This window comes from Streptomyces sp. cf386, assembly GCF_900103585.1.
Classification (GTDB): domain Bacteria; phylum Actinomycetota; class Actinomycetes; order Streptomycetales; family Streptomycetaceae; genus Streptomyces.
On sequence record NZ_FNHV01000020.1, the window covers coordinates 128,623 to 151,784 of the forward strand.

At 71.2% G+C, this 23,162-nt stretch carries 22 protein-coding genes; 16 read left to right on the plus strand and 6 right to left on the minus strand.

What is annotated here, in order from left to right:
- Positions 1 to 6: 6 nt before the first annotated feature.
- Both BLU79_RS37985 and BLU79_RS37990 read left to right on the plus strand, forming a co-directional pair.
- Positions 7 to 465: an RrF2 family transcriptional regulator gene (locus BLU79_RS37985; protein WP_093910565.1), complete on the plus strand. Its 459-nt coding sequence runs from the start codon at positions 7 to 9 to the stop codon at positions 463 to 465.
- Between the two features lie 430 nt (positions 466 to 895).
- The gene (locus BLU79_RS37990; protein WP_093910566.1) at positions 896 to 1,741 is read left to right on the plus strand and encodes a glutathione S-transferase C-terminal domain-containing protein; all 846 of its coding nucleotides are present in this window, start codon (positions 896 to 898) and stop codon (positions 1,739 to 1,741) included.
- A gap of 58 nt (positions 1,742 to 1,799) precedes the next feature.
- Here BLU79_RS37990 and BLU79_RS37995 read toward each other — a convergent pair whose 3' ends face one another.
- Positions 1,800 to 2,540: a class I SAM-dependent DNA methyltransferase gene (locus tag BLU79_RS37995; protein ID WP_093910567.1), complete on the minus strand. Its 741-nt coding sequence runs from the start codon at positions 2,538 to 2,540 to the stop codon at positions 1,800 to 1,802.
- A gap of 177 nt (positions 2,541 to 2,717) precedes the next feature.
- On the opposite strand from BLU79_RS37995, the gene BLU79_RS38000 reads away from it, so the two are divergent.
- Positions 2,718 to 4,319 (plus strand): FAD-binding protein, encoded by a 1,602-nt coding sequence (locus tag BLU79_RS38000; RefSeq protein ID WP_093910568.1) that lies wholly within the window; start codon positions 2,718 to 2,720, stop codon positions 4,317 to 4,319.
- Here the strand turns inward: BLU79_RS38000 and BLU79_RS38005 are convergent.
- Complete coding sequence (locus tag BLU79_RS38005) at positions 4,306 to 5,613, minus strand: cytochrome P450 (protein WP_093910569.1); 1,308 nt, start codon at positions 5,611 to 5,613, stop codon at positions 4,306 to 4,308. The genes BLU79_RS38000 and BLU79_RS38005 overlap by 14 nt on opposite strands.
- Before the next feature lie 16 nt (positions 5,614 to 5,629).
- The gene (locus BLU79_RS38010) at positions 5,630 to 6,949 is read right to left on the minus strand and encodes a glutamine synthetase family protein (RefSeq protein WP_371132020.1); all 1,320 of its coding nucleotides are present in this window, start codon (positions 6,947 to 6,949) and stop codon (positions 5,630 to 5,632) included.
- A 383-nt stretch (positions 6,950 to 7,332) separates the two neighbouring features.
- On the opposite strand from BLU79_RS38010, the gene BLU79_RS38015 reads away from it, so the two are divergent.
- The 10 genes from BLU79_RS38015 to BLU79_RS38060 all read left to right on the plus strand — a co-directional run bounded on the left by BLU79_RS38015 (position 7,333) and on the right by BLU79_RS38060 (position 17,535).
- Positions 7,333 to 7,521, plus strand: a complete 189-nt coding sequence (locus tag BLU79_RS38015; protein ID WP_093910571.1) for a ferredoxin — start codon at positions 7,333 to 7,335, stop codon at positions 7,519 to 7,521.
- 4 nt (positions 7,522 to 7,525) lie between these two features.
- Positions 7,526 to 8,734 carry an NAD(P)/FAD-dependent oxidoreductase gene (locus tag BLU79_RS38020; protein WP_093910572.1) on the plus strand — a complete coding sequence of 403 codons (1,209 nt, stop codon included), beginning with the start codon at positions 7,526 to 7,528 and terminating at the stop codon, positions 8,732 to 8,734.
- Between the two features lie 11 nt (positions 8,735 to 8,745).
- The gene (locus BLU79_RS38025; RefSeq protein ID WP_093910573.1) at positions 8,746 to 9,558 is read left to right on the plus strand and encodes an acetoacetate decarboxylase family protein; all 813 of its coding nucleotides are present in this window, start codon (positions 8,746 to 8,748) and stop codon (positions 9,556 to 9,558) included.
- A 96-nt stretch (positions 9,559 to 9,654) separates the two neighbouring features.
- Positions 9,655 to 11,118 (plus strand): aldehyde dehydrogenase, encoded by a 1,464-nt coding sequence (locus BLU79_RS38030; protein WP_093910574.1) that lies wholly within the window; start codon positions 9,655 to 9,657, stop codon positions 11,116 to 11,118.
- Positions 11,111 to 12,046, plus strand: a complete 936-nt coding sequence (locus tag BLU79_RS38035) for a 3,4-dihydroxyphenylacetate 2,3-dioxygenase (protein ID WP_093910575.1) — start codon at positions 11,111 to 11,113, stop codon at positions 12,044 to 12,046. Before BLU79_RS38030 ends, BLU79_RS38035 begins: the two co-directional genes overlap by 8 nt.
- Before the next feature lie 11 nt (positions 12,047 to 12,057).
- Complete coding sequence (locus BLU79_RS38040) at positions 12,058 to 12,903, plus strand: fumarylacetoacetate hydrolase family protein (protein WP_093910576.1); 846 nt, start codon at positions 12,058 to 12,060, stop codon at positions 12,901 to 12,903.
- 62 nt (positions 12,904 to 12,965) lie between these two features.
- On the plus strand, positions 12,966 to 13,610 hold the full coding sequence (locus tag BLU79_RS38045; RefSeq protein WP_093910609.1) for a TetR/AcrR family transcriptional regulator: 645 nt from the start codon (positions 12,966 to 12,968) through the stop codon (positions 13,608 to 13,610).
- A gap of 186 nt (positions 13,611 to 13,796) precedes the next feature.
- On the plus strand, positions 13,797 to 15,245 hold the full coding sequence (locus tag BLU79_RS38050) for an APC family permease (RefSeq protein WP_093910577.1): 1,449 nt from the start codon (positions 13,797 to 13,799) through the stop codon (positions 15,243 to 15,245).
- A gap of 101 nt (positions 15,246 to 15,346) precedes the next feature.
- Complete coding sequence (locus BLU79_RS38055) at positions 15,347 to 16,837, plus strand: aldehyde dehydrogenase (protein WP_093910578.1); 1,491 nt, start codon at positions 15,347 to 15,349, stop codon at positions 16,835 to 16,837.
- Positions 16,834 to 17,535, plus strand: a complete 702-nt coding sequence (locus tag BLU79_RS38060; protein ID WP_093910579.1) for a gamma-glutamyl-gamma-aminobutyrate hydrolase family protein — start codon at positions 16,834 to 16,836, stop codon at positions 17,533 to 17,535. The genes BLU79_RS38055 and BLU79_RS38060 overlap by 4 nt, the downstream gene beginning before the upstream one ends.
- 14 nt (positions 17,536 to 17,549) lie before the next feature.
- On the opposite strand, the gene BLU79_RS38065 is transcribed toward BLU79_RS38060, so the two are convergent.
- Complete coding sequence (locus tag BLU79_RS38065) at positions 17,550 to 18,122, minus strand: MarR family winged helix-turn-helix transcriptional regulator (protein WP_093910580.1); 573 nt, start codon at positions 18,120 to 18,122, stop codon at positions 17,550 to 17,552.
- Positions 18,123 to 18,535: 413 nt separating this feature from the next.
- On the opposite strand from BLU79_RS38065, the gene BLU79_RS38075 reads away from it, so the two are divergent.
- The 3 genes from BLU79_RS38075 to BLU79_RS38085 all read left to right on the plus strand — a co-directional run bounded on the left by BLU79_RS38075 (position 18,536) and on the right by BLU79_RS38085 (position 21,330).
- Positions 18,536 to 19,267: an extracellular solute-binding protein gene (locus BLU79_RS38075; protein WP_256333620.1), complete on the plus strand. Its 732-nt coding sequence runs from the start codon at positions 18,536 to 18,538 to the stop codon at positions 19,265 to 19,267.
- Entirely contained in the window at positions 19,197 to 19,559 is a 363-nt protein-coding gene (locus BLU79_RS38080) for an amidohydrolase family protein (RefSeq protein ID WP_256333621.1), read from the plus strand. The genes BLU79_RS38075 and BLU79_RS38080 overlap by 71 nt, the downstream gene beginning before the upstream one ends.
- 292 nt (positions 19,560 to 19,851) lie before the next feature.
- Positions 19,852 to 21,330, plus strand: coding sequence for a glutamate-cysteine ligase family protein (locus BLU79_RS38085; RefSeq protein WP_093910581.1), 1,479 nt, complete (start codon positions 19,852 to 19,854; stop codon positions 21,328 to 21,330).
- 7 nt (positions 21,331 to 21,337) lie between these two features.
- Here the strand turns inward: BLU79_RS38085 and BLU79_RS38090 are convergent, their stop codons facing one another.
- On the minus strand, positions 21,338 to 22,465 hold the full coding sequence (locus tag BLU79_RS38090) for a Gfo/Idh/MocA family protein (protein ID WP_093910582.1): 1,128 nt from the start codon (positions 22,463 to 22,465) through the stop codon (positions 21,338 to 21,340).
- Positions 22,435 to 23,145: a ThuA domain-containing protein gene (locus BLU79_RS38095; RefSeq protein WP_093910583.1), complete on the minus strand. Its 711-nt coding sequence runs from the start codon at positions 23,143 to 23,145 to the stop codon at positions 22,435 to 22,437. Before BLU79_RS38095 ends, BLU79_RS38090 begins: the two co-directional genes overlap by 31 nt.
- Positions 23,146 to 23,162: the final 17 nt, after the last annotated feature.

The following is a 23,162-nucleotide window of genomic DNA, read 5'->3' on the forward strand; positions in this document are numbered from 1 at the left end:
CTCGCTATGCGGATCTCGGCGAGGGCGGACTATGCGGTGCGGGCGGCGTTGGAGCTGGCCGCGGCAGGGGACGACACGTCGCTCAAGGCCGAGGCGATCGCCGAGGCGCAGGGCATCCCGCACAAGTTCCTGGAGGGCATCCTCGGCGACCTGCGCCGGGGCGGCCTCGTGGTCAGCCAGCGGGGCGGCAAGGGTGGCTACCGGCTCGCCCGCCCGGCCGACTCGATCCCCATCGCGGACGTGATCCGGGTGGCGGACGGCCCCCTGGTCTCGGTGCGCGGCGTACGCCCGCCCGACCTCTCCTACGTCGGCCCCGCGGAGTCCCTGCTGCCGCTCTGGATCGCCGTCCGCGCCAACGTCCGCAAGATCCTCGGCGAGGTCACGCTGGCCCATGTCGCCGCGGCCAAACTGCCCGACGACGTCCTGAGCCTCGCGGACGACCCCGAGGCCTGGACGAACCCCTGACGGAACCACCGGCCGACTCTCTCCCGTCGGCCGACCCCCTACCACCGGCCGACTCTCCGGCCGCACCCGCTGCCGATTCCCCGACCGGCGTCTCATTGCTCGTCAGCCCTCTTGACGCGGCTCGGATCCGGCCTGAGACTCCATTACGGGAATCCTAGTGAATTGGTAGGGAAATATGGGCCGCTCCGCGCTGGACCTCGGCAGTGACACGGTCCGTGTCGCCGTCCGGCCGCTGCCCCTGCAGCCCCTGCTGACGTCCCGTCGCCACATCGACCTCGAGCGTGTGTGCAGTGCGGCAAGTTCCCCGCACGGTGCGGGCGGCGCCACAGCCCGCCCCTGAACCTCACCTCACGTACCGCATTCCGGCCGCGCCGAAGCCGCCGCGCGCCATCGCCGTCGTATGCCCGTGACCGAGCACCCAGGGAGACGTATGTCCGCCCCATCCCCGACCGCCGTGCCGTCCTTCCGGAGCAGGATCGGCTGTGACGCGCGCAGCGGGTACTACGCCGCGCCCCGCCGCTACCGCCTCCACCTGACCCTGTCGTGTCCGCGCTGTCTGCGCATCGCCGTCACCCACAGCCTGCTCGGCCTCGCCGACACCCTCCCGGTGACGCTGCTGCCCGCCGTGCCCGACGCCCCGGACGGTGGGCACCAGGAGCTGCGCCCGCTGTACGAGGCCAGTTCGCACCAGCACCCGGGACCGGCCGCGGCGCCGGTGCTCAGCGACACCTGGTCCGGCACGATCGTGAGCACCCATGCCCCCGACATCCTGCGGGACCTGGCCCGGCGGTTCGGCGGCGACGGCCCGGACCTCTTCCCGCGCGGCGCCGAGGAGGCCGTCGAGGGCATCGGCCGGCTCTGTGAGCAGGACATCACCGCGTCCGCGCAGCGCGCCGGGGAGCCGGACGTCGACCCGGCGGTGCGCGACACCGCGCTCACCACCCTGCTGGACGCCCTGGGCGCGCTGGAGCGGCGGCTTGCCTCCCAGGAGTACGTGCTGGGCGGCGAACCGACCCTCGCCGACGTCGAGTTGTGGGTGACCCTGGTCCAGCTGGACACCGTGCACCGCCACCACCTGGACGCCGCAGCGGTGCACCGCATCACCGGCCACCCCCACCTCTGGGCCTACGCCAAGCGCCTCGCGGCGCACCCCGCCTTCGGCCCCCACCTCGACCTGGACGGCATCGCCCGCAGGCACCACGCCCACTGCCGGGGTATGGAGGCGGCGGGCGCGGCGGTGCAGATCGTGGACTGGGCGGCGTACGCACGGGGATAGGTAGGGAGGGGGCAGGCGGCTACTCGGCTGCGAGCGGTCGGCAGGCCATGTGGAACGGTCAGTCGGCCGGCTTCTCCCACACCGACACATGCTTGCCGCTCTCGCTCGTGAACGGCGCGCGCGTCCAGTCCTCCCACCGGCCGCGCAGCCGCAGACCGGCGAGTCGCGCCATCAGGTCCAGCTCGGCCGGCCAGATGTACCGGAACGGGATGGACGAGTGCTCCGCGCGGCCGTCGACGATGGTCACGTAGTTCGAACTCATCGCCTGTGTGGCGGGGTCGTAGGTGTCGAACGCCCAGCGTGTGTCGCTGATGTGGAACGGTACGGCTTTCTGCCCGGCCGGGAGTTTCCGCAGTTCCGGCACCATGACCTCGACGACGAAGCGGCCGCCCGGCGCCAGGTGCGCGGCGACGTTGCGGAAGCAGTCGACCTGGGCGTCCTGCGTCGTCAGGTTCATGATTGTGTTGAAGACCAGATAGGCGAGGGAGAAGGTCTTCTCCACGCGTGCTGTCGCGAAGTCCCCGATCGTCACGTCGATCGCGTCGCCGCCGGGCTTGGCGCGCAGCCGTTCCACCATGGCGCGGGACAGGTCGATGCCGTGCACCGGGACACCGCGGGCGGCCAGCGGTAGCGCGATGCGGCCGGTGCCGATGCCGAGTTCGAGTGCCGGGCCGTCGCCGGCCAGTTCGGCCAACAGGTCGACCGTCCGGTCCACCACGTCAGTGCGGAACTCGCTCGCCTCCGACTCGTCGTAGTCGGCAGCGACGTTCTCTCCGAAGTAGCCATCGTCATCGATCACGCCCGGGACCGTACTCCGGGCCGTGCTTGCCGTGCACGCGATTTCCCGCGGACGGTCGACAGGGGGGGGCGGCACCACCATGACCGGGGGGTTGGGACGACTGCCCTCGGCGCCTTCGCCGCCTAGATTCGTGAACCGAAGGAAGTGAGGACCCGGAAGAAGGCACGAGGACACGTCATGAGCGCTTTGAGCAGGCGGAACGTACTGCGCGGCGGCCTGGTCGCCACGACGGCGGGGGTCGTGGCGCCCGGGCTCGGGAGGCCGGTCGCGGCGGCCGGCGACGGGGTGTCCTGCCCTCCGCCGCCAGGACCGGCCATGGTCGGGCCCGGCGATGCGCGGTTCCAGTCGCTGGCGACCCGGGGCTACAACCGCCGGTTCGTGGGCAGGCCGGAGCACGTCTGGGTGGTCGGCACGACCGCGCACGTCGTACGGGCCGTGCAGCAGGCGGTGGACAGCGGACGGCGGATCACGGTGCGCAGTGGCGGCCATGGCTTCGAGAACTTCGTCGCCGACCCGGCCGTGGAGGTGGTCGTCGACATGTCCGCCATGAACGGCGTCGCGTACGACCCGGGGCGCCGCGCCTTCTCCGTCGAGGCCGGGGCCCTGCTGGGCGAGGTGTACCGGCGGCTGTATCTGGGCTGGGGCGTGACGGTCCCGGCGGGCTGGTGCGCCGATGTCGGCGTCGGCGGACATGTCCTGGGCGGTGGCTACGGTCCGCTGTCCCGGCTGATGGGCCTGTCCGTCGACCACCTGTACGCGGTCGAGGTGGTCGTCGTGGGCCGCGACGGCAGGGCACGCAGTGTGGTCGCCACCCGCGAACTTGCCGATCCGCACCGGGACTTGTGGTGGGCGCACACCGGCGGCGGAGGTGGCAGCTTCGGCATCGTCACCCGCTACTGGTTCCGCACCCCCGGAGCCGACGGCGACGTCCCGTCCGCCCTGCTGCCCGCACCGCCGGCCGGTGTGCTGAGCTTCTCGGTCTCCTGGGACTGGCAGCAGCTCGACAAGACGTCCTTCGCCCGGCTGGTCCGCAACCACGGCGAGTGGGCCGAGAAGCACAGCGCCCCCGACTCGCCGTACCTCGCCCTCTACAGCGAACTCGCTCTCACCCGCCGCCTGTCCGGGACGGTCTTCATGATCGGTCAGGTGGCCGCCGAGTCCGGCGCCGAGCGGATGCTGGACGAGCACATCGCCGCGATCAACCGGGGCGTCCCGGTCCAGCCGGTCCGCACGCTGCGCAAGCAACCCTGGCTGGCCGCGGCCCTGGCCGGCTCACCGGGTGACCCCGGCCCGGTCTACCGTCTGAAGGTCAAGTCGGGCCATCTCCGCCGACGCTTCAACGGCCGGCAGATCGACGCCCTGCACCATCACCTCACCCGGTCCGACTACGACCACCCGGGCGGCAGCGTGAGCCTCTACACGCACGGCGGCAAGGTCAACACCGTCGCGCCGGACGCGACCGCGACACCCCACCGCGACGCGAGCATCAAGATGTTCTACGTCAACGGCTGGGAGGACCCCCGCGACGACGCTCGGCACATCGGCTGGCTGCGCGAGCTCTACGAGGACCTGTACGCCGGCACCGGCGGCGCCCCCGGCCCAGCCGACGGCGCGTTCATCAACTACCCGGACACCGACCTCGCCGACCCCGCCCGGAACACCGGAGCCCCGTGGCACGACCTGTACTTCGGCGACAACTACCGCCGCCTCCAAGGCATCAAGGCGAAGTGGGACCCCCGTGACGTCTTCCACCACGCCCTGTCGATCAGGCGAGCGTGACCTCGACCGGCAGCTTCTTGATGCCGTTGACGAAGTTGGAGCGCACGCGCGGCACGTCGCCGGCCAGCCTGATGTCGGCGATCCTCGGGATCAGTTCCTCGAACATGATGCGGATCTCGGTACGGGCGAGCAGGTTGCCCAGGCACAGGTGCGGGCTGCCCTTGCCGAAGGTGACGTGGTCGTTGTCGGTGCGGGCGACGTCGAAGTCGTACGGATTGCCGAAGACCTCCTCGTCGCGGTTGCCCGAGGCGAACCACATGACGACCTTGTCGCCCTCCTTGACCAGCTTGCCGCCGAGTTCGACGTCGAGCGTCGCCGTTCGGCGGAAGTGGTAGACGGGGGAGGCCCAGCGCAGGAACTCCTCGACCGCCGTGGGGATCAGGGACGGGTCCTCCTGGAGGCGGGCCAGCTGCTCGGGGTGCTGGAGGAGGGCCAGCATGGAGTGGGAGATGGTGTGCCGGGTGGTCTCGTTGCCGGCCACGACCAGGAGCAGGAAGTAGTTGTCGAAGTCCTGCGGGGAGAGCGGGACGCCGTCCCGCGGGGTCGTATTGACCAGCCGCGAGACCAGGTCCGTACCATCACCGCCGCGCCGCTGCCGGGCCAACTCCCGCCCGTACTCGAAGACTTCGATGGAGGCGGGGGAGCGGAACGGCAGATCGCGGTACTTCTCGCTCTCCGCGCTGTGCAGCAGCACGTCCGCGTAGTCGGGGTCGGTGTTGCCGATGATGCGGTTGCCCCAGTCGATGAGCCGCTGGTTGTCCTCCGGCGGCACGTCGAGCAGCCGGGCCAGGACGTTGATCGGGAAGTCCGCGGAGACATCGGCGACGAAGTCGAAGGTGCCCTTGGCCAGGGCCGTGTCCAGAGTCTTGGCGGTCAGGCCGCGCAGGAAGTCGGCGTAGCTGTTGATGACGCCCGCGCCGAACTGGCGCTGGATCACGCTGCGCAGTGCACGGTGCCGTACACCGTCCAGCTCCAGGATGGAGGCCCGCTTCTTGATCTGGTCGTCGTCGACCTCTTCGAGGTTGACGAACCGCGTCGAGGTGAAGGTCTCCGCGTCCCGGTCGACCCGGGCGATGTCGGCGTGCCGGGTCACCGCCCAGAAACCGGAGTTGGGCGCCTCCTCGGGCTGCCAGTGCACCGGGTCCTCATGGCGCAGGGTGTGGAACATCCGCCACGGGGTGACCCCGTCGGTGAAGTTGTCCAGGTCGGCGAGGTCGACGTCCGCCAGTGGCATGGGTTCGTCAGCGGCAGCGGCAGCGGTGGGGGACTGGGAAGGGGTCTGCGTCTCGGTCATCAGGGGCTCCAGGGCGTCACAGGTGGTAGGCGTACTCGGTGAACTCCCAGTCGGTGACATGCCGTTGGAAGCGTTCGACCTCGTTGCGCTTGTAGGTCAGGAAGGATGAGGTGAAGCCCTTGCCGAGCAGGTCGGTCAGGGCGGTGTCCGCCTCCAGCGCGTCCAGGGCGGCGGACAGGTCCCTGGGCAGCACGGCCGCCCTGGCGGTGTCGTAGCCGTAGCCCTCCAACGGGGCGGGTGGCTCCTCACCGGCCTGGATGCCGAGCAGCGCGGCGGCGATCGTGCCGGCGACGAGGAGGTAGGGGTTGGCGCCGGCGTCCCCGAGGCGCAGTTCGACGCGGGCACCCGAGCCACGCTCCGGCGGGATGCGGACCATCGCGCTGCGGTTGTCCAGCCCCCAGTCGATCAGCCAGGGCGCGAGGGTGTCGGGCCCGAAGCGTTTGTACGAGTTGACGGTCGGGTTGGCCAGGGCGGCGAGCGCGGGAGCGTGGGCGACGATGCCGGCGACGGCGTGCCGGGCGACGGCGGAGAGGCCGTAGGCGCCCGCGGGGTCGTCGAAGGCGTTGTGCCCCTCGGCGTCGTCGCAGGACAGGTGCAGATGGAAGCCGGAGCCGCCCGCGTCGCCGTACGGCTTGGCCATGAAGGTGGCGAGCCGGCCCTCCTTGCGGGCCAGCTCCTTCACCGCGGCCTTGAAGCGGAACGCGCGGTCGGCCGCGTCCAGCGCCTCGGAGTGGGTCAGGTTGATCTCGTACTGGCCGCCGTCGAACTCGTGGTTGCCGGTGATCACGCCGAGGTTCAGATCGCGCAGGTGCCGCAGAGTGCGCAGCAGATGGTTGTCGGGGTCGGCGCGCAGGCCCGCGGTGTAGACGGCGCCGGTGGTCTCCGGGGCGCGGCGCCAGCCGGTGGGCGTGCCGGGGGCGGGCTCCAGCAGGAAGTACTCCAGCTCCGGGCCGATGACGGGACGCAGGCCCTGCTCGGAGCAGCGGGCCAGCACCGCGCGCAGCAGATCGCGCGGTGACTCCGGGGCGGGAGCTCCGGTCGCCGGGTCGGTGACCTCGCCGAGACAGGTGGCGACTCCGGGCTCCCAGGGCAGCACGGCCAGCGTGGACAGGTCGGGGCGTACGGTCACGTCCGGCAGTCCGGCGTCGATGCCGCCCGCCACCGGTACCACGTCGCCCTGCGGGCTGGTGTGGTAGACGGCCCGGCAGAAGGCCAGACCGTGCTCGCGGGCCGACGGCAGATGGTCCACCAGGACGTCCCGGGCGCGGTCGGTGCCGATGAGGTCGGGATAGATCACCCGGACCACGTCCACACCCTCGGCGGTGAGCCGCTCCATGTGCCGGCGGATGTCTGGGTTGTCGTGAGCGCTCACCGATGTCTCCTCGGGCGGATGGGAATGGGTGGCGTGGGGACGACCTGAGCGGTGGGTGCGGGGCGCATCGGCGGGTGCGGAGTGCGGAGGGGCGACCCGGGGTCGTCGTTTGAACCCGAACGGTATGGACAGGATTCGCTGTCCCGCAAGGGGGTGGTCTCCAAAATTTATCCACCTGGACAGGTATTGACCAGGGTCGAGCGACTTCCTATGTTGTTTGAAGCCAAACGAGTCAGGGGTTCGGTACTCGCACCCCTTTGGCCAAAGGGCCCGGCCGGCCAGGAGCCGGCCGGGCCGCCACCCCCTTCACCCCCGCTCCGACGCCCTCACTCCCAGGAGGACCGGCCATGAAGGTCGTCGTCGACATGAACAAGTGCCAGGACCACGGGCAGTGCGTCTTCGCGGCCCCCGACGTCTTCTCGATGGACGACGCCGGACACCTGCTGTACGTCTCCGACCCCGACGACGCGCTGCGCGACGAGGTCGAGGAAGCCGCCGATGTGTGCCCGCTGCAGGCCATCCGGATCGAGGGCTGAGCCCATGGCCGGACGCATAGTCGTCGCCGGCGCCTCGATGGGCGGCCTGCGCGCGGCGGAGCAACTGCGCGCGGCGGGCTGGACCGGCCCGATCACGGTCGTGGGCGACGAGCCCCACATGCCCTACAACCGGCCTCCGCTCTCCAAGGAGGTCCTCGCGGGCAAGGCGCCCTTCGAGTCGCTTGCCTTCACCCCGAAGGCGGCAGCCGCGGACGTCGAGTGGCGGCTGGGCACGAAGGTCGTCGCGGCCCGGCTTGCCGAGCGCACCGTGGAACTCGACGACGGCGAGGTGATGCCGTACGACGGCCTGGTCGTCGCCACCGGCATGCGCCCCCGGCGCCTGAGGTGCCCCGGCCCGCTCGCCGGCCGCCACACCGTCCGTACCCTCGCCGACGCCCAGGGCCTGCGGGACGGGCTGACCCGCCCCGGTGCCCGCGTCGTCGTGGTCGGCGCCGGGTTCATCGGCTGCGAGGTCGCCGCCACCGCCGTAGGACTCGGCGTCCATGAGGTGACCGTCGTCGATCCGCTGCCCCTGCCCATGGTCGGACCGCTCGGCGAACTGCTCGCCCGCGCGCTGCTGAAGCGGCACGAAGAGCGCGGGGTGCGCTTCGCGCTCGGTGCGGGGGTCGCCGGGTTCGAGGGCGAGGACCGCGTCACCGGTGTCGCCCTGAGCGACGGGACCGTGCTGCCCGCCGACGTGGTCGTGGAGTCGGTCGGTTCGCTCGCCAACGTCGAGTGGCTTCGGGGCAACGACCTCGACCTCACCGACGGCGTCCTCACCTGTGAGCGGCTGCGGGTGGGCGGACGCCCGGAGGTCGTCGCCGTCGGCGATGTCGCCCGCTTCCCCAACGCCCGCTACGACGGCGTGCCCCGGCGCGTCGAGCACTGGTCGATCCCGACCGAATCCGCCAAGCACGCCGCGAAGGCGCTCGTCGCTCATCTCAGCGATGCGGAGGGGGAGTTGGCTCCCTTCGCGCCCCTGCCCACCTTCTGGAGCGACCAGCACGACTTCCGGCTCCAGTCGTTCGGCGTGCCCGTCCTCGGCCTCGACGACGTACGAGTCCTGGACGGCGACCCCGACGGCGACGTCCTCGTGGGCTACCACGCCGACGACCGGCTGGTCGGCGTCGTCGCGCTCGGCGGCCACAGCGCCGCCATGGGCGCCGCCCGCTATCGCGCCCAGCTGCTGAAGCAGCCCGCCCTCACCGCGTAAGGAACCCCGTCATGTCCTCAGTCCGTGGTTACTTCCAACCCAAGACGGCGACCGGTGCGTCGTCGCTGATTCCGTCGCCACCGTGGCGTTACTCGGGTGACCTGCTGACCGTCGAGTACCGGACCGATCCGGCCCGGGTGCGGGAACTGCTGCCCGAGCCGCTGGAGTTGGCCGATGAGGATCCCGGTGCCGTTGCCCTGATCTGGGCCGACTGGCAGTCGTGCTCGGATGCGGGGGCGGAGCTGCTCGATCCTGTGCTGGCCCAGTACAAGGAGGCGTTCGCGGTCGTCCGGTGCCAGTACCGGGGGCAGACGTACTCGCGATGTGTCTACATCTGGGTGGACAAGGACTTCGCCATCGCGCGCGGGCTGCATCAGGGGTATCCGAAGAAGCTCGGGTCCATTCATCAGACTCGGCCGCATCCGTACGGGCCCGCTCCGCGGATCGAGGAGGGGGCGCGGTTCGGGGCGACGCTGGCGGCTGCGGACCGGCGGCTGGCTCAGGCCGTGGTGACCTTGCGGGAGCCGTCGGATGCGAACGGGTTCGTCAATGGGCATCCCATGGCCCATCACCGGTGGTTGCCCTCGATCGAGAAGGGCAAGGGGCTGGCTCTCGATGAGCTGATCGAGTCCGGGGCCGCTTCCTTCGAGGGGGGCCAACCGTGGGTCGGGGACGCCGAGTTGGAGTTGTTCGAGGCGCCCACGGAGGAGTTGGCCCGGCTGGAGGTTCGTGAGCCGATCGCCGCGTATTACCGGCAGGTCGGGGTGGTCTGGGATGGGGGGCGGCTGCTGGAGGTCGGTACGTCGGAAGCGTCTGCCGGGTGATGCCGGTGGGCAGCCGCGCGTTGTTCGTGGCTGGTCGCGCAGTTCCCCGCGCCCCTGGTTGGCGCGGTCACCCCTCGATTGATTGGAACCCTTCCCATGACTGACAAGATCGTCGTCGGCGGTGTTTCCGTCGACACCCGGCACTGGATCGGCGGCCGACGCGTCGCCTCCGGCGACACCTTCACCGATACCTCTCCCATTGACGGCAGCGCTCTCGGTGAGATCGCCCGAGGCGGTCCCGCCGAAGCCGGCGCCGCCGTGGCCGCCGCGCGCGACGCCTTCCCCGCCTGGGCCGCCACCCCCCGCGCCGAGCGCGCCCGCATCCTGCACGCCATCGCCGACGGTGTCGAGAAGCGGCTCGAAGAGCTGGCCATCGTCGAGACCACCGACAACGGTGCGCTCCTGCGCTCGCATCGCCGGGGTGTGATGCCTCGGGTCGCCCACAACTTCCGGTTCTTCGCCGACTGGCTGCTGACGCTGGAGCACGAGGACTTCGAGACGCGTGGGCACACCAACCACGTCTCGTGGGACCCCGCCGGTCCCTGTGTCCTCATCACCCCGTGGAACGCACCGCTGATGCTGGCCACCTGGAAGGTCGCCCCGGCGCTCGCGGCCGGTGACACCGTCGTCCTCAAGCCCGCCGAGTGGTCCCCGCTCACCGCCTCCCTCCTCGCCGACATCGCGGCCGAGGCGGGACTCCCCGCCGGTGTTCTCAACGTCGTCCAGGGCTATGGCTCCGAGATCGGCGACCCCCTCACCTCGCACCCGGACGTGCGCCGGATCAGCTTCACCGGCTCGGTGCCGACCGCCCGGCGGATCGCCGCGTCCGCCGCCGCGAACCTGACCCCGCTCAGTCTCGAACTCGGTGGCAAGTCACCCCTGTTGGTGTTCGCCGACGCCGATCTCGACCTCGCCGTCGACCTCGCGGTGGAGCAGTACGACAACGCCGGGCAGGTCTGTCTCGCGGGGACGCGCCTCCTCGTCGAGGCGTCGATCGCCGAGGAGTTCACGCGCCGGTTCGTCGAGAAGGCCGAGGGCCTGACGCAGGGCGATCCGCGGGACGAGGCCACCGACATCGGGCCGAACATCCATCCCCGCCAGTTGGAGAAGATCGACGGCTTCGTGCGGCGGGCGGTCGCGGCCGGGGCCCGTGCGGTCATCGGCGGGCAGCGCAAGGACGGGCAGTACTACGCGCCGACCCTGCTCACCGACGTCGCCCAGGACTCGGAGATCGTGCAGGAGGAGGTCTTCGGACCGGTCCTGACCCTGCAGACCTTCGACAGCGAGGAGGAAGCCGTACGTCTCGCCAACGACACCCGCTTCGGGCTCGCCGCCACCCTCGCCACCGGCGATCCCGAGCGCGCCGCACGCGTCACCGCGCGGCTCGTCGCGGGCACGGTCTGGGTCAACTGCTTCTTCGTCCGTGACCTCCAGGCGCCCTTCGGCGGCTCCCGCCTCTCCGGCGTCGGACGCGAGGGCGGCACCTGGAGCTTCGACTTCTACTGCGACCTCAAGAACACCGTGACCGCCCCCAAGGGATGGAGCCGCAACCATGGGTGAGATCGTCGGGGCCGGGCTGCTCGCACACGTCCCCACCATCGTGCTGCCGGAGCAGGACCGGCTGGAGCTGAACGAGGGCAGGGAGATCACCCTCGTCACCGGGCTTCGGCAGCTCCGCGGGGACGTCTTCGAGCGGGACGACTACGACACCGTCGTCGTCCTCGACTCCCACTGGGCGACCACCGTCGAGTTCGTCGTCACCGCCCAGCAGCGCCGCGCCGGGCTCTTCACCTCCGAGGAGCTGCCGCGCGGGATGTGCCGGATGCCGTACGACTTCCCGGGCGACCCCGAACTCGCCGGCAACATCGAGAAGTTCGCGGACAAGCACGGCACCTGGATCACCGCGATCGAGGACGACTACCTGCCGATCTACTACGCCACCATCAACCTCTGGAAGTTCCTGGGGGAGGGGCTGCCGGACAAGCGGTGGGTGACCATCGGGGTCTGTCAGACCGGTGACATGGAGGACCATCTGCGGCTCGGGCGGGCGCTGGCCGACGGTATCGCCGCCACCCCCGGGCGACGGGTTCTGCTCATCGCCTCCGGTGCGCTGTCGCACACCTTCTGGCCGCTGCGCGAACTGCGCGACCACGAGGCGAGCGACCCGGTGCACATCTTCACGCCCGAGGCCCGCGAGGCCGACCACGAGCGCATCGGCTGGCTCAAGGACGGCCGCCACGACAAGGTCCTCGACACCATGGACGAGTTCTGGAAGTACAAGCCCGAGGCGAGGTTCTTCCACTACTTGATGATGGCCGGCGCCCTCGGCGAGCAGGCCTGCGTCGCCAAGGCACGCCAGTACGGCGAGTACGAGAACTCCATCGGCACCGGCCAGGTGCATCTGTGGTTCGACCGTCCCGCCGACGGCTGGACCGGCACCGGCCTGCCCGCCGCCGACAGCTCCCCGCACAACCCCCACCGCGCCTAGGAAGGCCCGCCATGCCCGAATACCGCCGCATCCTCCTCGACGGCGCCGCCGTCCAGGTCACCGTCGACGGCGACGAACTCGTCGCCGGGGACGGCCGCCGTGTGAAGATCGAGGAGGCCCGGCACCTGCCCCCGGTCGTCCCCTCCAAGGTCATCGCCGTCCACCTCAACCACCGCAGCCGGGTGGACGAGTTCCGCATCGACCTCCCGGAGACCCCCACCTACTTCCACAAGCCGACCTCCTCCCTCAACTCCCACAAGGGCGCCATCGTCCGCCCCGAGGGCTGCAAGTGGCTCAACTACGAGGGCGAGGTCGCCATCGTCATCGGCAAGACCGCGCGCAACGTCTCCCCGGCCGAGGCGGGGGAGTACATCGCCGGCTACACGGTCGCCAACGACTACGGGCTGCACGACTTCCGCGACACCGACGCCGGTTCCATGCTGCGGGTGAAGGGGTCGGACACCCTGTGCCCGCTCGGCCCGGGCCTGGTCACCGACTGGGACTTCCACGGCAAGCGGCTGCGGACGTACGTCAACGGGGAGGTGGTGCAGGACGGTTCGACGGACGAGATGAAGTGGGACATGCACTATCTCGTCGCGGACATCGCCCGCACGATCACCCTGTATCCCGGGGATGTGCTGTTGTCCGGGACGCCCGCCAACTCCCGGCCCGTGCGGCCCGGCGACCTCGTCGAGGTCGAGGTGGAGGGCCTGGGGCGGCTCACCAACCACATCGTCACCGGACCCACCCCGATCCGTGCCGACGTGGGCGCCCAGCCGACCGAGTCCGAGGAGGTGCTGTCCACCGCGCTCGGCGGTGACTGGGAGTTCCGCGGCATCCGGCCGCCGCGGCGGTGACCAGGCGTGCGGCGGTGACCGGGCCTACGGCGGTGTCCGAGGCGGCGGGTAAGGTCGCGAACATGACCGCACCCGCCGAAGGGCCCGAGGAAGGCCAGGGGCCCGAGGACCGCAAGCCGCGCCGGCGCATGAACTACGGCGAGGGCCGCGAGGCCCTGCTGAACGCCGCCGTGCGGGTCGTGGCGCGGGGCGGGCTGCGCAAGCTCACCTACCGGGCGGTCGCGCAGGAGGCGGGCACCACGCACGGACTGGTCGTCCACCACTTCGGCTCGCGCGACGCGCTCATCGAGGAGGCCCTCGCCCACGCGATCCGCACCTCGCTCAGCACCAGCGCGCTCGAACCCGGCACCGGCAAGGTCGCCGACTTCTCGGTCGGCGTCTCCGACATGGTCACGGCCGATCCGGACATCCAGGCCTTCCAGTACGAGCTGCTGCTGGAGGCCCGGCGCCGCCCCGAGCTCCTCCCGCAGATCCGTGCCCTGTACGACGACTACTTCGACGCCACCGAGCGCGAGCTGTCCCGCATGCTGCCCGACGGCGCCGACCGCCCGCTCACCCGGCTGATCTTCGCCGCCCTGGACGGGCTCGTGCTGCACCAGCTCGTCTTCGGCGAGCCCGAGACCACCGACGCGGCGATCGAGGAGCTGCGGGGCCTGCTCCGGCTGCTGGCGGCCGACGGTGACGACGTGCCGGAGAACGACGGCTGACCTGCGCACCGCAGAACGACGGCTGACCTGCGCTTTCCGGCACCCCGGGCGCCTGTGGCCCGCGGTCCTCTTCGGCGTCGTGCCAATTCTTGGGCGCACCCCTTGCCAAACGGATAGTTCCAGCCCACCATGAGGCAACTCGTTTGGCCTGAAACGAAGTCCTCTTCTCCCAGGCAGGTGATCCGAGTGGACAGTCAGACGGCGGTCAGGAACCAGACGCCCGATGCCTCCACCGCAGGCAAGCTCAAGCCCAACTCCCTCGGCGTGCTGGGCATCCTCTTCTTCGTCCTCTCCGCCCAGGCGCCGCTGACCGGCATCGCGGGCGCCGTACCCATCGCCGTCGCCATCGGCAACGGCGCCGGGGCCCCCGCCGCCTATCTCGCGGCCGGTCTGATCACCCTGCTCTTCTCGGTCGGCTTCGTCGCCATGGGCCGGCATGTAGTGGACGCCGGGGCCTTCTACCGGTACATCGGCAAGGGGCTCGGCAAAGACCTCGGCAACGGCAGCGCGGGGATCGCCCTCTTCGCGTACTGCGCGGTCCAGGCCGCCATGTACGGCCTGTACGGGGCGACCGTCAGCGGCCTGCTGGCGCACTACACCGGCGCGGACGTGCCCTGGTGGCTGTGCGCCCTGGTCACCATGGCGATCGTGCAGGTTCTCGGCGCCCTCGGCATCGAGATGGGCGCGAAAGTGCTGGCCGTGTTCGTGCTGGCCGAGTTCAGCATCCTGAGCGCCTTCGCCGTCGTCACGCTCGTCAAGGGCGGCGGGCCCGAGGGGCTCGGCTTCGCGGACACCTTCTCGCCGGGCGCCGCCCTCGACGGCGCTCCGGGCGTGGCGCTGATGTTCGCCGTGGCGTCGATGATCGGTTTCGAGGCCACCGCCATCTACGGCGAGGAGGCGCGCAAACCGCGAAAGACCGTGCCCCGCGCCACCTACCTCGCCGTCGCCCTCGTCACCGGCTTCTTCGCCTTCGCCTCCTGGATGCTGATCTCCTCCTACGGCGCCTCGAAGGCGGCCGGGGCCGCCGGGCAGGCGCTGGAGAGCGGCGACTCGACGGCGTTCGTCTTCGCGCCGATCGCCGCCCAGTTCGGCACCTGGGTCAACGACGTCCTGCCCGTCCTGCTGGCCACCTCCCTCTTCGCCGGCATCTTGGCCTTCCACAACTCGGCCAACCGCTACCTGTTCTCGCTCAGCCGTGAGGGGCTCCTGCCGCGCAGGCTGTCGGCCGTCAACCGACGGCACTCGCCCGGTGCGGCGGGCTTCGCGCAGACGTCGATCGCCGTCCTGCTGGTGATCCCGTTCGCGCTGGCCGGCAAGGACCCGGTGCTCACCCTGTTCTCGTGGGGGAGCGGTATCGCCGTCCTCGCGATCATGCTCCTGTACTTCCTGACCTCGGCCTCGGTCGTCGCCTTCTTCCGGCGCGAGCGCCTCGACACCCGGCCGTGGAACACGCTGATCGCGCCCGTGCTGGGGGCCGTGGGGATCGCCGGGGCCATCTGGCTGATCGTCGAGAACTTCACGACCCTCATCGGCGGCGACCGGACCACCGCGCTGTGGCTGCAGGGGACCGTTCCGGCCGTGCTGGTGCTGGGGGTGGTCGCCGGTCGACTGACGCGCTCGGCGGCCCGTCCGTAGGGCAAGCCCGTCGTCCGGCCGGGGCGCCGGCCGGACGACGGTTCACGGCCGGCCACCTCTGACCGCATTGTTTGAAATCAAACGTTATCTGGAGGTCCCGCATGCTGGACGCCACCCACGAGGAGTGGCTGCGTCGCGCCAAGTCCCTGGATCCGCCCGGCGCCCATCACATCGACGGCGCCGACGAACCGGGTGGGGGAGGGGCCTTCGCGGTCGTCTCGCCCCGCGACGGACAGGTGTTGGCGCAGGTCGCCGACGGGGGTGCCGCCGAGGTGGACGCGGCCGTCGCCGCCGCGCGCCGGGCCTTCGACGCCGGGCCGTGGCCGCGCCTCGCTCCGGTCGAGCGCGGCCGGGTACTGCTGCGGCTGGCCGACCTGCTGGAGGAGCGGCGCGCGGAACTGGCCCTGACCGTCAGCCTGGAGATGGGCAAACCGATCACGGACGCGTACGACATCGAACTGCGCGCCGCCATCACCACCTTCCGCTGGTACGGCCAACTCGCCGACAAGCTCACCGACGAGTCCCCGCACAGCGCCCCCGACGCGCTCGCCCTGGTCACCCGCGAACCGACGGGTGTCGTCGGCGCGGTCGTCCCCTGGAACTTCCCCCTGACCCTGGCGAGTTGGAAGATCGCCCCGGCGCTCGCGGCCGGCTGCACGGTCGTACTGAAGCCGTCCGAGAACTCCCCGCTGTCCGCCCTCCTCCTCGGCCGTCTGGCCACCGAGGCCGGTCTGCCGCCCGGCGTGCTCAACGTGGTGAACGGCTACGGGCCCGTCGCCGGACGCGCCCTCGGACTCCACCCCGACGTCGACGTCCTGGCCTTCACCGGCTCCACCGCCGTCGGCCGCCACTTCCTGCACTACGCGGCCGACTCCAACCTCAAGCGCGTCTGGCTCGAACTCGGCGGCAAATCGCCGAACATCGTCCTCCCCGACGCCCCCGACCTGGAGCGGGCCGCCGCCACCGCGGCCTGGGGCATCTTCTTCAACCAGGGTGAGATGTGCACGGCTCCCTCCCGGCTCCTGGTGCACTCCTCCGTCGCCGAACGCGTCACCGAGGCCGTCATCCGCCGCGCCCGCGAGCTGCGCGTCGGTGACCCCCTCGACCCGGCCACCGAGATGGGCGCCCTGGTCGGCGAGGCCCACCTGGGCCGCGTCCTCGACCACATCGGCACCGGCCGCGACGAGGGCGCCCGGCTGCGCACCGGCGGCGAGCGCGTGAACGCCGAGTCGGGCGGGACGTACCTGGCGCCGACCGTCTTCGACCGGGTCGAGCCGGGGATGCGGCTGGCCCGTGAGGAGATCTTCGGCCCCGTCCTGTCGGTCCTCGCCTTCGACGACCTGGACGAGGCGGTACGGCTGGCCAACGCCACCGAGTACGGTCTCGCCGCCGGCCTGTGGACCTCCGACCTCTCCACGGCCCACCGCGTCTCCCGCGCCCTCAAGGCCGGCACGGTCTGGGTCAACTGCTACGAGGAGGGCGATCTGACCGTCCCCTTCGGCGGCATGAAGCAGTCCGGGAACGGCCGCGACAAGTCCGTGCACGCCCTGGAGAAGTACACCGAGCTCAAGACGACCTGGATCCAGCTGTGACCCGCCCCCTCATCGCCGTACCCGCCCGCTTCTCCGCCACGACCTCGGCGCTCCGGTACGCCGCCGAGGTGAGCGCCCGCGCCCTGATCGAGGCGGTGTGGCGAGCGGGCGGCGAACCGGCGAGCATCCATCCCGCCTCCGGGGACGTCGCCGCACGCCTCGCCCGCTTCGACGGCGTCCTGCTCCCCGGCGGCGGCGACCTCGCACCGCACCGCTACGGCTCCGCCGACATCCACGACAGCGTCTACGACGTGGACGACCTCCAGGACACCTTCGACCTCGAAGTCGCCTGGCACACACTGGACTTGGGCGTGCCCCTGCTGGCTGTCTGCCGCGGTCTGCAGGTCGTGAACGTCGCGCTCGGCGGCACGCTGGAGCAGGACATGGGCGGTCCCGAACGTGAACACCGGCACAGCGTGCACCCGGTGCCGATCGGGCCCGGCACCCTGCTGGAGCAGGCCACCGGCGCGGAGAAGGCGGAGGCCTCCTGCTACCACCACCAGCGCGTCGACCGCCTCGGCGAGGGACTCGCGGTCACCGCGCGCGCCGACGACGGAACCGTGGAAGGGCTCGAACTCCCGGGCGCGAAGGGCTGGTTCACGGCCGTGCAGTGGCACCCCGAGGACACCGCGCACCGGGATCCGGCGCAACAGGGCCTCTTCGACGCCCTGGTACGGGCCGCGCGCGAGCGTCGCTGAGCAGTGGGCGCGGGTCAGGCCTTCGGCCGGCGCCCACTGCGCCGCGGTGCCGGCTCGGCCCCGTCGAGGAGGGCGATCCGGCGTTCCTCGCCCTGCTCCTCGACCTGGAGCACCACCCGGCGCAGTCCCTCCGCGACGCTCCGGCACTCCTCGCCGCTCAGCCGCCCGGCGACGAAGGCCTCCTCCTCGTTGAACGCCGGGAACAGGCGCCGCATCAGCGCCTCGCCCTCCTCGGTCAGGCTGAGCAGCACCAGCCTGCCGTCGGTGGCGTGCCCGGCCCGCTTCAGCAGCCCCCGGCCCTCCAGCGTCCGCGACACACCGGTGAGCGTCCCCTTGGAGATACCGGCCTCCTCCGCGACATGCCGGGTCTCCGATTCGCCCCACACCCACACCACCCACAGCACCACGAACGCCGTCCAGGTCAGATCGGCCCCGCGCAGCACGGAGTTCTCCAGGTGCTGCCGGACCGTCGAGGCAGCGCGGTAGATGTTGGCGACGACGGCCATCTGCTCCCGGTGCAGCGGGATGCCGCCGAGCTTGGCCTCGGCCAGTTTCTCGGCTTCGGTGATCGATCGTTGGCCGGGCATGGCACACTCCTTCGCCGCGGGCGCGTCGGACAGCGGTGTCGTTCGGGTTCAAATTGTACGGAGGCGCGACGGCTGTCCGCCGCGAGGGAGCCCGCGGCCCGCTCGCTCCGCCCAGTCGAGCTGATGCTCGGGCGTGCCCACCGACCTTCCGTACGCGATCGCCTCGGCCCGGCCCGCCGCGTCGCCCCGCCGGTATCGGAACACCTTCCCGGCGAAGACGACCACGCGTTCGTCCCCGAACGTCCACAGCGTCGGCTGCCCCGCGGCGGCACTCGCCGATGAGGTATCCGATCGCCCACGCATCGCGCACACCCCGCACTCACGGGCACACCCCGCACTCAGCCGGCTGGTCGCGACAGCAAAGGAGTGGCGTGTTACGCGCACCGAGGTTCAGGCAGGTTCCGATGGCCGCGATGGCAGTCGCCCTTGCCCTCGTACTCGCCGCCTGCGCCGGTGACAGCGGTCCGGAGGGAACCGGCACCGCTCCCGCCTCGCTCGACCCCGAGGCGGACCTGAGCGAGCAGCGGCTCACCGTCTCGAACTGGGACGGCTACATGCCGGAGGACCTGCCCGCCCGTTTCAAGTCCTCCGCCGAACCACCCGTCACCGTCGCGAAGCACGCGACCAACGAGGAGATCGTCGCCAAACTGACCGCCTCCTCCGACAGCGGCATCGACGTGGCGTTCGTATCGGGCCAGTACGCCCAGGCACTCGCCGCACAGGGCCTGCTCGAACCGATCCACCGCGACCTGGTCCCCCACCTCAAGAACCTGGATCCGCTGGCCTCCCGGCTCGCCCACGACAAGGGCAACGTCTACTCCGTCCCCTACACATGGGGCACCACCGGGCTCTGCTACCGCAAGGACCTCGTCGGCGCGGCACCCGACAGCTGGAACGACCTGCTGAAGCCGCGCCCCGAGCTCCAGAAGAAGATCACCATGCTCAAGACCGAGCGCTGGCTCTTCCTCCCCGCGCAGAAGTCGCTCGGCTGCTCGGTGAACACGGCACGGCCTCGGAGGCAAGGTCAACCCGCCGCTGCGGCCCCGCGACGACGTCGAGGCGCTGGGGGAGTACGTGCTCGACGGCACCGTCGACTGGGTCGTCAGCGATCACGCGTGCTGCCGGGAGGAGCTGAAGTTCGGTGAGTCGAAGGACCCCAAGGACGCCGTCTTCCTCACCAGGGCCGGTTTCGGCGGGGCCGAGTACCTCCTGCCCGGCCTCCTCACCGAGGGCACGAAACGCGGCCTGCCGCCGGGCCGCATAGCCGCCCTGACCTCCTGGAACCCCGCCCGCCGTTACGGCCTGCCCACCAAGGGCGCCCTCGCACCCGGCTACGACGCCGACATCGCCCTGGTCGACCCGGACCGCACCTGTCCGTGCGCGCCGAGGAGTCGGAGTCGTCGCAGGAGTACACCCCCTTCGAGGGCTTCGAACTGACCGCCCGGGTCACCGACACGTTCCTGCGGGGCCACCACATCCTGCGGGCGGGCCGGATCGCGGGCGGGCCCATGGGCGTGTACCTCCACCGCCCGACTACCTCTACCGCCCGCCCCTGAGGGCCTGATCACTCTGTGCCGCACGGACGAGCACGTTGTGTGCCCCGGTGCGCCATCCGGCCGTCTGCCCATGCGGTACCGCGGGACTGCCGCGCTGCCCCGACTGTCCTGCTCGCCCCCGAAGTGCCACTCTGGGGACGAGAGGATCCGCCGAGGGAACTCGGGAGGGCCCGATGGGACGTGATGTGCCGGCCCTGGTGTTCACGCGGGAGGACCGCCGTCGGTACCGGGAGAAGATGCACACCTGCCTCGACGTGCTGGCGCAGATGCTGCGCGAGTCGACGTTCGAGAGCGAGCGGCCTCGGGTCGGGCTGGAGATCGAGCTGAACCTGGTGGACGCCGACGGGCTGCCGGCGATGCGGAACACCGACGTGCTGCAGGCGATCGCCGACCCGGCCTGGTCCAGCGAGCTGGGCCGTTTCAATCTGGAGATCAACATTCCGCCCCGGGAGCTGACCACCGGCGGCCCCGGCGCTTGGGAGCAGGCGATCCGTGACGCGCTCAACCACGCCGAGGAACGCGCCTCGGCCGTGGGCGCGCATCTGATCATGATCGGTATTCTGCCGACCTTGGGGGAGACCCACGTCGACGAGGCCGCCCTGTCCGGCGATCCGCGCTACCGGCTGCTCAACGAGCAGATCTTCGCAGCGCGCGGCGAGGACCTGCGGATCACCGTGGACGGCGTGGAGCGGCTCGCGACGTACGCCGACACCATCACCCCCGAGGCCGCCTGCACCAGCACCCAGTTCCACCTTCAGGTCTCACCGAAGGACTTCGCGAGCTACTGGAACGCCGCCCAGGCCATCGCGGGCGTACAGATCGCCCTGGCGGCGAACTCGCCCTACCTCTTCGGCAAGGAACTGTGGCGCGAGACCCGCATCCCCCTGTTCGAGCAGGCCACCGACACCCGCCCGCAGGAGATCAAGGCCCAGGGCGTACGACCCCGGGTGTGGTTCGGCGAGCGCTGGATCACCAGCGTCTTCGACCTGTTCGAGGAGAACGTGCGCTACTTCCCGGCGCTGCTCCCGCTCTGCGACGACGAGGACCCGCAGCAGGCCCTCGACAGCGGCGGCGCTCCGCAGCTCGGCGAGCTGACCCTGCACAACGGCACGATCTACCGCTGGAACCGCCCCGTCTACGCCGTCACCGACAGCGGCCCGCATCTGCGCATCGAGAACCGCGTCCTGCCCGCCGGCCCCACCGTGGCCGACATCATCGCCAACGGCGCCTTCTACTACGGCCTCACCCGCGCCCTGGTCGACGAGGACCGGCCGATCTGGACGCGGATGTCGTTCGCGGTCGCCGAGGAGAACCTCCACACCGCCGCCCGGGACGGCATCGACGCCCGTCTGTACTGGCCCGGCGTGGGCGAAGTGCCGGTCACGGAACTGGTGTTGCGGCGCCTGCTGCCCCTGGCCCATCGGGGCCTGGAGCTGGCCGGCATGGACACGAGCTGGCGCGAACCCATGCTCGGCATCGTCGAGCAGCGCTGTGTCACCGCCCGCAACGGCGCCCTGTGGCAGGCGGAGACGGTCCACCACCTGGAGAAGGGCGGCACCACCGACCGGTACGAGGCGCTGCGGCAGATGACCAGGACGTACATGGACTTCATGCATCTGAACGCGCCCGCGCACACCTGGCCCGTGGACTGACCTCCGCTCACCGCGTTGCCGAGGGTCCGCCGGCGGTTCCCCGCCACTCCTCGGCGGGCGTCAGTGGGACGGGGACGGGCGGCTGCGCCGACGTCGTCAGCTCGATGCGGCGCCCCTCCGCCGACGAGCGCAGCAGCGCGCTCATCGTCTCCAGCACATGCAGGGCGAGGTCACCGTTCGCCCGGGGTGCCCGCTGCCCGTCCGCGGCGATGAAGTCGAGCAGACCCACGCCCCGTGCGGCGTCCACGTAGCCCGCGGACGGCGGCAGCGCACGCCACCGAGTGCCGCCGAGTTCGAAGAGCCGTACCTCACCGTCGAAGTGGTTCGGATCCGGAACCGCCAGGGTGCCCGCGTCACCGTGGACCTCGATCGGCGCGGCTGTCGTGGCGACGCCGTCGAAGCTCGTCGTGATCGTCGTCAGCGCCCCGTTCACGTGCTCCAGCACGCCCGAGACATGACTGTCCACCTCGACCGGAATCCGCTCGCCCGCACGTGGGCCGGAGCCGATCACGCGCTCGGTGCGCAGCCGACTCGCCGCCCCGGTCACGGCACGCACCGGTCCCAGCAGATGGACCAGGGACGCGAGATAGTACGGCCCCATGTCCAGCAACGGGCCGCCCCCGGCGGTGTAGTAGAAGTCCGGGTGCGGATGCCAGCGCTCGTGCCCCGCGGTGACCATCACGGCCGAGGCGAACTGAGGGCGCCCGATACCGCCCGCCGCCACGGCCGCCCGTGCCGTCTGGATTCCGGTGCCCAGGACGGTGTCCGGCGCGCACCCGACCCCGACGCCGGCCTTCGCGGCGGCTTCCCACACGGCTTGGGCGTCCGGGAAGTCGGCGGCCAGCGGCTTCTCTCCGTAGACGTTCTTCCCCTCGCCGATCGCGCCGAGGGCGATCTCCGCGTGGGCGGCGGGGACGGTGAGGTTCAGCACCGTGTCCACGTCCGGGCTGCTCAGCAGCTCCTCGACGGTCAGCGCCTCGACGCCGGGGAACTCGGCGGCGACCGCGGCCGACCGGGAGGCGTCGAGGTCGGCGACCGCGGTGATCCGTACGGCGGGATGGCCGGCGAGGGTGTCCAGATACGCGCGGGAGATGACCCCGAGTCCTACGACGCCGACGCGGTGCGGGTCGCCCACAGCATGCCCCTCTCGATGACGGTGCGGACGTTCGGGTCCTCCAGCACGTCGAGGCTGTGCCCCGGCGTCGTCACCACGATCCGTCCGGCGCCCCAGCGGCGGGTCCAGATCGCCGGCGAGGTGACCGGCCGGTGCCAGGGCTGCCACGGCCGGGCGGGATGGGTGGTGGTGGCCAGGACGTCGATCAGGTCGTCGTGGAGCACCCAGTACTGCTCGGTGTGCAGCTCGAAGTCCTCGATGCCCGCCGTGACAGGGTGCTCGCGGCCGAGCTCCGTCAGGGTGACGACGTACGGCAGATAGTTGTCCTCCTGGCCGCCCTGGCGATCGCACGGCTCTTTGCCCGGGTGGGTCGCGAACTGTCCGCCCACCAGGTGGAGATAGTCGGAGGAGGCGCGGAAGGAGTCGGCGATGCCGCCGTGCCAGCCGGTGAAGCCGGTGCCGGCCTCGACCGCCGCGCTCAGTCCCGCCAGTTGCCCGGCGGAGATCTGCGACATCGTGACGCACTGCACGACGAGATCGGTGGCGGCCATCTCGGTGGCGTCGGCATAGACGTCGGTCGACTCCTCGACCCGGACGGTGTAGCCGTTGCCCCGCAGGAAGGGCAGGAAGAGTTCCGTGGCCTCGACCGGCTGGTGCCCCTCCCAACCGCCGCGCACCACCAGGGCTTTCTTCAGCGTCATCTCGTTGAATCACCGTT

Excerpts from the sequence above, each read along its gene's own strand:
- BLU79_RS37985 (WP_093910565.1), top strand. The coding sequence starts at position 7 with ATGCGGATCTCGGCGAGGGCGGACTATGCGGTGCGGGCGGCGTTGGAG.
- BLU79_RS37990 (WP_093910566.1), top strand. The coding sequence starts at position 896 with ATGTCCGCCCCATCCCCGACCGCCGTGCCGTCCTTCCGGAGCAGGATC.
- BLU79_RS38000 (WP_093910568.1), top strand. The coding sequence starts at position 2,718 with ATGAGCGCTTTGAGCAGGCGGAACGTACTGCGCGGCGGCCTGGTCGCC.
- BLU79_RS38005 (WP_093910569.1), bottom strand. The coding sequence starts at position 5,613 with ATGACCGAGACGCAGACCCCTTCCCAGTCCCCCACCGCTGCCGCTGCC.
- BLU79_RS38010 (WP_371132020.1), bottom strand. The coding sequence starts at position 6,949 with ATGGAGCGGCTCACCGCCGAGGGTGTGGACGTGGTCCGGGTGATCTAT.
- BLU79_RS38015 (WP_093910571.1), top strand. The coding sequence starts at position 7,333 with ATGAAGGTCGTCGTCGACATGAACAAGTGCCAGGACCACGGGCAGTGC.
- BLU79_RS38020 (WP_093910572.1), top strand. The coding sequence starts at position 7,526 with ATGGCCGGACGCATAGTCGTCGCCGGCGCCTCGATGGGCGGCCTGCGC.
- BLU79_RS38025 (WP_093910573.1), top strand. The coding sequence starts at position 8,746 with ATGTCCTCAGTCCGTGGTTACTTCCAACCCAAGACGGCGACCGGTGCG.
- BLU79_RS38030 (WP_093910574.1), top strand. The coding sequence starts at position 9,655 with ATGACTGACAAGATCGTCGTCGGCGGTGTTTCCGTCGACACCCGGCAC.
- BLU79_RS38035 (WP_093910575.1), top strand. The coding sequence starts at position 11,111 with ATGGGTGAGATCGTCGGGGCCGGGCTGCTCGCACACGTCCCCACCATC.
- BLU79_RS38040 (WP_093910576.1), top strand. The coding sequence starts at position 12,058 with ATGCCCGAATACCGCCGCATCCTCCTCGACGGCGCCGCCGTCCAGGTC.
- BLU79_RS38045 (WP_093910609.1), top strand. The coding sequence starts at position 12,966 with ATGACCGCACCCGCCGAAGGGCCCGAGGAAGGCCAGGGGCCCGAGGAC.
- BLU79_RS38055 (WP_093910578.1), top strand. The coding sequence starts at position 15,347 with ATGCTGGACGCCACCCACGAGGAGTGGCTGCGTCGCGCCAAGTCCCTG.
- BLU79_RS38065 (WP_093910580.1), bottom strand. The coding sequence starts at position 18,122 with ATGCCCGGCCAACGATCGATCACCGAAGCCGAGAAACTGGCCGAGGCC.
- BLU79_RS38075 (WP_256333620.1), top strand. The coding sequence starts at position 18,536 with ATGGCAGTCGCCCTTGCCCTCGTACTCGCCGCCTGCGCCGGTGACAGC.
- BLU79_RS38085 (WP_093910581.1), top strand. The coding sequence starts at position 19,852 with ATGGGACGTGATGTGCCGGCCCTGGTGTTCACGCGGGAGGACCGCCGT.
- BLU79_RS38095 (WP_093910583.1), bottom strand. The coding sequence starts at position 23,145 with ATGACGCTGAAGAAAGCCCTGGTGGTGCGCGGCGGTTGGGAGGGGCAC.